At 78.1% G+C, this 946-nt stretch carries 1 protein-coding gene; it reads right to left on the bottom strand.

Features of this window, described 5'->3' with window-relative positions; genetic code table 11:
- Window positions 1-946 (bottom strand): HAD-IC family P-type ATPase (locus tag HMPREF0731_RS21930; protein ID WP_007006453.1); only part of this gene is annotated, 946 nt, incomplete at both ends.

Below are 946 nucleotides of genomic sequence, written 5' to 3'. Positions count from 1 at the left end.
GGCATCGCCCGAGAGCAGCTCCGCCTCCAGCCCCAGCCCGGCCAGCGCCGCGACCGAGGGGGCGGCATCCGGCCGCAGCCGGTCGGCGAAGCGGAAGGGCACGGGCGAGAGGCCGGGCCGGGCCAGCCACAGGGTCAGCCCCTCATCCTCCTGCGCCAGCCCGATGAAGGGGGCGCTGCCGAGGCGGATCTCGCCCGCCGGGGTGGTCAGCGCCAGGCCCTGGCCGGGGATCTCGCGCACCCCCTCGGGCGCCGCCGGCGCCTCCGGGCAGGCGGCGACGAGGGCGCGGGAGAGCGGGTGGCGCGAGGCACGGGCCAGGGACGCGGCCTCGCGCAGGGCGGAGGCCGGCCGGCCCGGCGCCTCCAGCAGCACGGGGCGGCCCTCGGTCAGCGTGCCGGTCTTGTCGAAGACGACGGAGCCGGCGCTGGCCAGCCGCTCCAGCCCGGTGGAGGAGGCGACCAGCACGCCGCGACGGAACAGCGCGCCGCTGGCCGCCACCTGCACCGCCGGCACGGCGATGGCGAGGCCGCAGGGGCAGGTGATGATCAGCGCCGCGACGGCGGGCACCAGCGCCTCCCGCCAGGAGACATCCATCCACAGCCACCAGCCGAGGAAGGTGGCCAGCGCCACCGCATGCGCCACCGGCACATAGAAGCGCGCCGCCTTGTCGGCGATCGAGACGAAGCGGCCGCGCGCCTGCTCGGCCCGCTCCAGCAGCCGCGCCATGGCGGCGAGCGAGCCATCGGCGGCCGCGGCGGTGACGCGCAGCACGAAGGCGTCACCCAGATTGACCATGCCGGCGGCCAGCGCCTCGCCCTGGCGGAAGCGGCGCGGCAGGCTCTCGCCGGTGGTGGCGGCGGTGTCCAGCAGCGCCTCCGCCGCCTCCACCACGCCATCGAGGCGCAGCCGCTCGCCGCTGGCGACCAGCACCCGGTCGCCGGCGCGG

Source organism: Pseudoroseomonas cervicalis ATCC 49957, from assembly GCF_000164635.1.
Taxonomy (GTDB): Bacteria; Pseudomonadota; Alphaproteobacteria; order Acetobacterales; family Acetobacteraceae; genus Pseudoroseomonas; species Pseudoroseomonas cervicalis.
Note: the sequence above shows the minus strand (reverse complement) of the source record. Positions and strands in the feature narration are given on the sequence as shown.